Raw genomic sequence first — 6,354 nt, 5'->3', positions numbered from 1 at the left:
TGAAAACAGGTCTTTTTGTTATGCATAAATTTACATCTGATATTCAAAAACTTTTTCACTTACCTATTGACTTTTAATAGTTGGTCTTTCTATTTGTTATGAGAACAGTATATTAATATTATATCCTGCCATTCTGAACAACGTTAAATGACAGGTTCTATGATGTGTTTCTATCTTTACATAGATTAGAAACAAAGTTTAATTCTTCTTCACATCAAATTTATAACCAATGCCCCATACAGTTGATAAACTCCAGCTGGGGTGATCTTTAATTTTTTCGCGAAGTCTTTTTATATGAACATCTACGGTTCTTGTGTCACCTATGTATTCGTATCCCCAGATGTGGTCTAATAATTGCTCTCTGGTAAACACCTGGTTAGGATGGGAAGCCAGGAAATAAAAGAGTTCTAACTCCTTTGGCGGCATTTCAATGGTATGACCGTAGTATTGTACGGAATAATTGGATTGGTTGATAATCAAATCAGGGTATGAAACATATTCCCCTGTTTGCTCAGGAACTTCCGGTTCTGCTGGCTTTGCTGCAGCAGGGTGGAAACGGCGCAATACCGCTTTTACCCTGGCTACCAATTCTTTTGAATCAAAAGGCTTAATAATATAGTCATCTGCTCCCAGTTCAAGCCCTAATACTTTATCGAAGATTTCACCTTTGGCAGATAACATAATAATTGGGACAGAGGAGGTCTTACGTATCTCACGGCATACCTCATATCCGTCAATTCCGGGCAGCATTAAATCCAATAATATTAAGTTAGGCTCATAAGAAGCAAAGCTTTTTATAGCCTCTTCTCCATCATGAACCATTAAGGTGTCAAAACATTCTTTTGTCAAGTAAAGAGAAATTAATTCGGCAATATTTACATCATCATCTACAATTAAAATTTTTTGTTTCGTAGCCATTACTACCTCGATTCTGGCGCTTTAGCACCTGTTACTTAAATTCCACTACGGTAACACCTTGTCCGCCTTCTCCAAAGTCTCCTAAACGATAGGACTTCACATATTTGGCTTTCTTAAGGAAAGTGTGAACCGCATTCTTAAGAGCACCTGTACCTCTGCCGTGAATAACGGTTACCTTTGGAAGGTGTGATAAATAGGCATCATCCAAGTATTTATCCAATTCAGGAAGTGCTTCATCTACGGTTTTACCGATTAGATTCAGCTCCGGGCTGATAGAAGCAGTTTTAGATAGTTTGATTTTACCGCTTCCTGTACGGTTTAATGTAGGTCCTGTAATAACCGGTTCATCAATTAGCTCCAGGTCCTTTATATTCACTTGGGATCTTAATATTCCCATTTGAACGAATAAATCTCCTTTTGCATTAGGAAGACTGCTTACTGTTCCTTTTAAACCTAAACTCAGTACGTTTACTGCATCGCCAAGTCTAAAATCTTTTGGTTTTAAAACCTTTCGCTGCTTTGGTTTGTTTCCTATGGAAAGTTTAGATTCCGTTTCCGATAATCTTTCTCTTAAAGCCCCTCGCTGATTTTCCATATCTTTATTGAAGCCGCCTTCTGCATTCCACTTATTAAAGTTCTTAATGGAACGGTCCGCAAAATCTTTAGCTTCCTGAAGTATCTTTCTGGCTTCTTCATTTGCCTGTTCTAATATTTTTTCTTTTGCTTTATCTATTTTTTCGTTCTTTTGAGCCAATCGGTTACGAAGTTGTTCTACTTCCTGTTTAAGAGCAGTGATTTCCTCCCGCTCGTTTTCCATAGTGATTCTGCTCTGCTCCAAATCACTGATTAAATCCTCAAAGCTTTTATCTTGCTTACCAATGAGATTACTTGCATCTTCAATGATGTGATTTGGTAAACCTAGCTTAGAAGAGATAGCAAATGCATTACTCTTGCCGGGGATTCCAATCAAAAGACGATAGGTTGGTCTTAAAGTTTCCACATCGAACTCACAGCAGGCATTACTTACCCCTTCCGTAGACAGTGCATATACTTTTAATTCACTGTAATGGGTAGTTGCCATAGTTGTTACTTTTCTCTTATGAAGATTAGACAAGATAGCCATAGCAAGAGCAGCACCTTCTGTTGGATCGGTTCCTGCTCCTAATTCGTCAAATAATACAAGGGACTTATAATTGGCATGTTCCAGTATGGATACTGTATTGGTCATATGAGAGGAAAAAGTACTTAAACTTTGTTCAATACTCTGTTCGTCACCGATATCCGCATAAACTTCTTCAAACACTGCTAACTGTGAACCGTCAAAGGCGGGTATATGAAGTCCTGCCTGACCCATTAAGGTAAATAGACCTACTGTTTTTAAGGATACGGTTTTACCACCGGTATTTGGCCCGGTTATTACTAACAGGCTGAAGTCTTTTCCTAAATGGATATCAATAGGTACCACTTTCTTTGCATCTATCAGAGGGTGCCTTCCCTTTTTAATGTTAAGAATTCCCTTTTCGTTAAATTTTGGTTCGCTGCCCTTCATTTGCTTGGACAAATTGGCTCTGGCAAATATAAAGTCCAAGTGAGCCATGGTAGTTACATTGTTGTAAAGTTTTTCAATCTCCATACCTGCCAAATTACTTAATTCAGCCAATATTTTCTCGATTTCTTCCTGTTCCTTAACTGCCAGCTCTTTTAGATCATTATTTAATTTTACAACAGCCATTGGCTCAACGAATAAGGTGGAGCCGGAGGAAGATTGATCATGTATCATTCCGGGGAATTGGCTGCGGTATTCTTGTTTAATGGGAATACAGTATCTTCCGTTTCGCATAGTTATAATATTCTCTTGAAGCATAGTTCTTGAATTGGAAGAACTAACGATGGAATTTAACTGTTCGTGGATTTTGTCATTGGTTATTTTCATGGAACGGCGGATTCCCTTTAAAGTGGGACTTGCATCATCAGCTATTTCTTCTTCGCTGATGATACAACGTTTGATTTCGTTGTTTAAAGGGCTCAATGGCTCCAGAGAGGTAAACATCCCGTCTAAAGAATCCTGGCTGTTTTCTTCATTGTCTCTGCATCCATAGGCTTTTACCCGCAGGGTTGCATCTAAGAGTGAACTCATATGCAGCAATTCTCCTGCGCCTAAGGTAGAACCAATCTCCAGACGTTTTAAGGAAGAACGTATGTCGTGCAGTCCATAAAAGCCAAGGCTGCCTTTCTTAAAGATACGGGACAAGGCATCACTGGTTTCCTTTTGTTTTAGGTTGATTTCCTCTAAATCATCACTGGGAAGAAGGGCAGCACATAAGTCCTTGCCCATTCTGGAACCAGCAAGTTCTGTTAATTTATCTATAATCTTATTATATTCTAAGGTTTTTAATACTTTGGAATTCATAGGAATCCTCCTTCATTTACAAACTATATTGCCAAATTGCAGAGTATTTGATATGATGTCATTACCTATTTTACCTTATTTCACACAAAATTAAAACTATATTTTCAAAAGTAGCTATAAACCTTCCCTATGTTTACAAAACATTCATATATTGTTCATAAGTCGGTGATAAAATAGCCTTATGGATTGTCCTAAAGGAGAGGTGGAAGGAATTTCATTCTTCTCACCGTAGATTTGTCTATATATATCTACGGACTTTGAAAGGAGCATACTTATAAAGATGTCGGATGAATATAATAACAAGGATAATAATTTTTCTTTTATTCAAGAACAGATCACATCCAAAAAGAAAAGCAGGTGGAAAAGGATGCTGCTTTCCTTAGTCTGGACGATAGTATTAGGATGTATATTTGGTGTTATAGCAGGTGTGGCATTTTGTATTTCTGTTCCTAAGTTGAATGGGTTTCTGAATGTGAATAAGGATAAAAAGACAGTAGAATTTCCAACTATGTCACCGGATGATGAGCATAAAGATAACACAAATCCTGATTCTGGCGGTTTAACAGAGGAAAATAAGGAAAATACAGAGGGTAATAACGGACAAGACCCAGGCAATGAGAATTCCACAGGGGGAGAAAATACCAATGAGGGTACCGCTGGGGAACAGGCACATAATCCTGAGACTGTGGTTATTGAGAAATTCATACCTGCAACTATAGAAGATTATTCTAATATTTACGCAGAATTAAGGTCTATTGCCAATCATGCCAACCGGTCCATGGTTACCGTAACAAGTGTAAGTAAGGGCCTGGATTGGTTTAAAAATGAATATGAGGCTATAAAGGTTACCAGCGGGGTAATTGTGGCTGATAATGGCGCTGAGCTGCTTATTTTGGTTAGTTTAGACAAGATTAAAGAGGCCAACAGCATTAAGGTTACTTTCTTTAACTCCATTGAAGCAGAAGGAGCCCTGAAAAGTTATGATACGGATCTGAATATTGCAGCCATTGGGGTAAAATTAAAAGATATTCCGGAACAAAACCGAAAAGATATAAAACCTGCTAAATTAGGAGAATCCTTTGCTCTTGTTGTAGGAACTCCCATTATCGCATTAGGTAATCCCAATGGTTATGTAGGTTCAATGGAACTTGGAGCCATTACCAGTAAAGGAAATAGCGCATATATTACCGATAATAAAATAGAATTATTTAATACAGACATTAATGACAACAAGAATGGTGAAGGAGTCATCATAAACCTGAAAGGGGAAGTAATCGGAATCATTACACAGGTCCTAAAGGATGAAGTCAATGAGAATGTGAATACCGCCATAGGAATTTCCAGAATGAAAAAGATTATCGAAAGCCTGGTAAATAATCAAAACCGTGTTTATTTTGGAATAAAGGGTATTGACATGACTGCGGATGCCTTAGAAAAAGCAGGCATTGTAAGCGGAATTTCTGTTACAGAAGTAGAACCGGAATCCCCTGCCTTGGAAGCCGGATTAAAGAGCGGTGATATTATACTTACCGTTAATGAAACACCTATTAGTTCCATGAATTCTTTCTATAACATTATTTCCTTATATGAACCGAAAGCACCCATTCATATAACAGTAAAACGTGGCACTAAGAATGAAGCAAAGGATTTAACTCTGGATGTTGTTTTGGAGAAAAAAAATAACTGATATGAACTAAAAGTGAAGCTCCGGTTTTTTAGAGAAGATATTTAAATAGCATGAAAGTGATATTATATACCACTGAAAAAGTGCCAATGACCAGGCTGGACATAAGTTATGGACAGCAAAGGTACTTTTCAGTGGTTTTTCTTTTGGGCTTCCTTGAAATTAGGGAAAATAACCACTTTGATTCTATGTAATAATAGTGTACAATATAAACATGTGAGATTAGAAAGGTCAGGTAGTAACAGAATGAAATATATTAAGGATTTGCGTGAAGGAGATATTATATCCGAAACCTATCTCTGCAAGGAAAAAAGAAATTTAATGACTAAGGCAGGTAATGATTATTTTTCCTTGTCACTGCAAGACAAAAGCGGAAATCTTGACGGTAAAGTGTGGAAGCTTCATAATGGTATTGAAGAATTTGAAGCTATGGAATATATACACGTGGAAGGAAGAATTATTTGTTTTCAGGGTGCACTTCAATTAAATATTGAACGAGTCAGAAGAAGTCAGGAGGGGGAATATAATCCAGCTGATTTTGTACCTTCTACGAACAAAAATATTGAAGAAATGTACAGTGAAATATTAAAATATATCAGTAGATTACAGGAACCACATTTGAGAAAACTTGCGGAAAGCTTTTTTGTGAATGATACCGCTTTTATTCATAAATTTAAGAAACATTCTGCTGCCAAAACCGTTCATCACGGTTTTATCGGCGGTTTATTGGAACATACTCTAAGTGTTGTTAAGCTGTGTGATTATTTTGCCTGTCAGTACCCCATTATAAATAGAGACCTATTAATAACGGCTGCCATGTTCCATGATATCGGCAAGATGGAAGAATTGTCTTCTTTTCCTGAGAATGATTACACTGATGAAGGCCAATTATTGGGACATATATTTATAGGTGCTGAAATTCTAGGAAATAGAATTCAGACCATTCCGGGTTTTCCAAAACATCTGGCATTAGAATTAAGACATTGTATTCTGTCCCACCACGGTGAACTGGAATACGGATCACCAAAAAAACCGGCTATAGCAGAGGCTTTTGCTCTCAATTTTGCTGATAATGCAGATGCTAAATTGCAGACTATGACTGAAATATTGCAAGGTGCAGATGTCAAATGTGACTGGATTGGATACAACCGCTTTTTTGAATCCAATATAAGAAGAACGACTATATAACATAAGGTTTAATGAGTTTTAGATCTACCGATTCTATGACATAAGGTGAGCAAGCCATATAGTACAGAGCAAGTGTTGAAAAAGCAGCCGTTTTTCATATATGTTTGAAATGAGAAGTGGTTGCAATTGGAAATGGCTGTTTTAAGAATAATTG

At 37.2% G+C, this 6,354-nt stretch carries 4 protein-coding genes; 2 read left to right on the top strand and 2 right to left on the bottom strand.

Features of this window, described 5'->3' with window-relative positions; all coding sequences use genetic code 11:
• Window positions 1-198: 198 nt before the first annotated feature.
• Together BM183_RS15330 and BM183_RS15325 are read right to left on the bottom strand one after the other, a co-directional pair.
• The gene (locus tag BM183_RS15330) at window positions 199-918 is read right to left on the bottom strand and encodes a response regulator transcription factor (protein ID WP_091687750.1); all 720 of its coding nucleotides are present in this window, start codon (window positions 916-918) and stop codon (window positions 199-201) included.
• A gap of 31 nt (window positions 919-949) precedes the next feature.
• The gene (locus BM183_RS15325) at window positions 950-3,328 is read right to left on the bottom strand and encodes an endonuclease MutS2 (protein ID WP_091687749.1); all 2,379 of its coding nucleotides are present in this window, start codon (window positions 3,326-3,328) and stop codon (window positions 950-952) included.
• Between the two features lie 280 nt (window positions 3,329-3,608).
• On the opposite strand from BM183_RS15325, the gene BM183_RS15320 reads away from it, so the two are divergent.
• Together BM183_RS15320 and BM183_RS15315 are read left to right on the top strand one after the other, a co-directional pair.
• Complete coding sequence (locus BM183_RS15320; RefSeq protein WP_091687748.1) at window positions 3,609-5,015, top strand: S1C family serine protease; 1,407 nt, start codon at window positions 3,609-3,611, stop codon at window positions 5,013-5,015.
• 243 nt (window positions 5,016-5,258) lie between these two features.
• Window positions 5,259-6,200, top strand: a complete 942-nt coding sequence (locus BM183_RS15315) for a 3'-5' exoribonuclease YhaM family protein (protein ID WP_091687747.1) — start codon at window positions 5,259-5,261, stop codon at window positions 6,198-6,200.
• Window positions 6,201-6,354: the final 154 nt, after the last annotated feature.

Origin of the sequence: Anaerocolumna aminovalerica (assembly GCF_900115365.1) — a bacterium.
Taxonomy (GTDB): domain Bacteria; phylum Bacillota; class Clostridia; order Lachnospirales; family Lachnospiraceae; genus Anaerocolumna; species Anaerocolumna aminovalerica.
The sequence above is the reverse complement of the archived record's forward strand: the minus strand, read 5'-3'. Positions and strand labels throughout refer to the sequence as shown.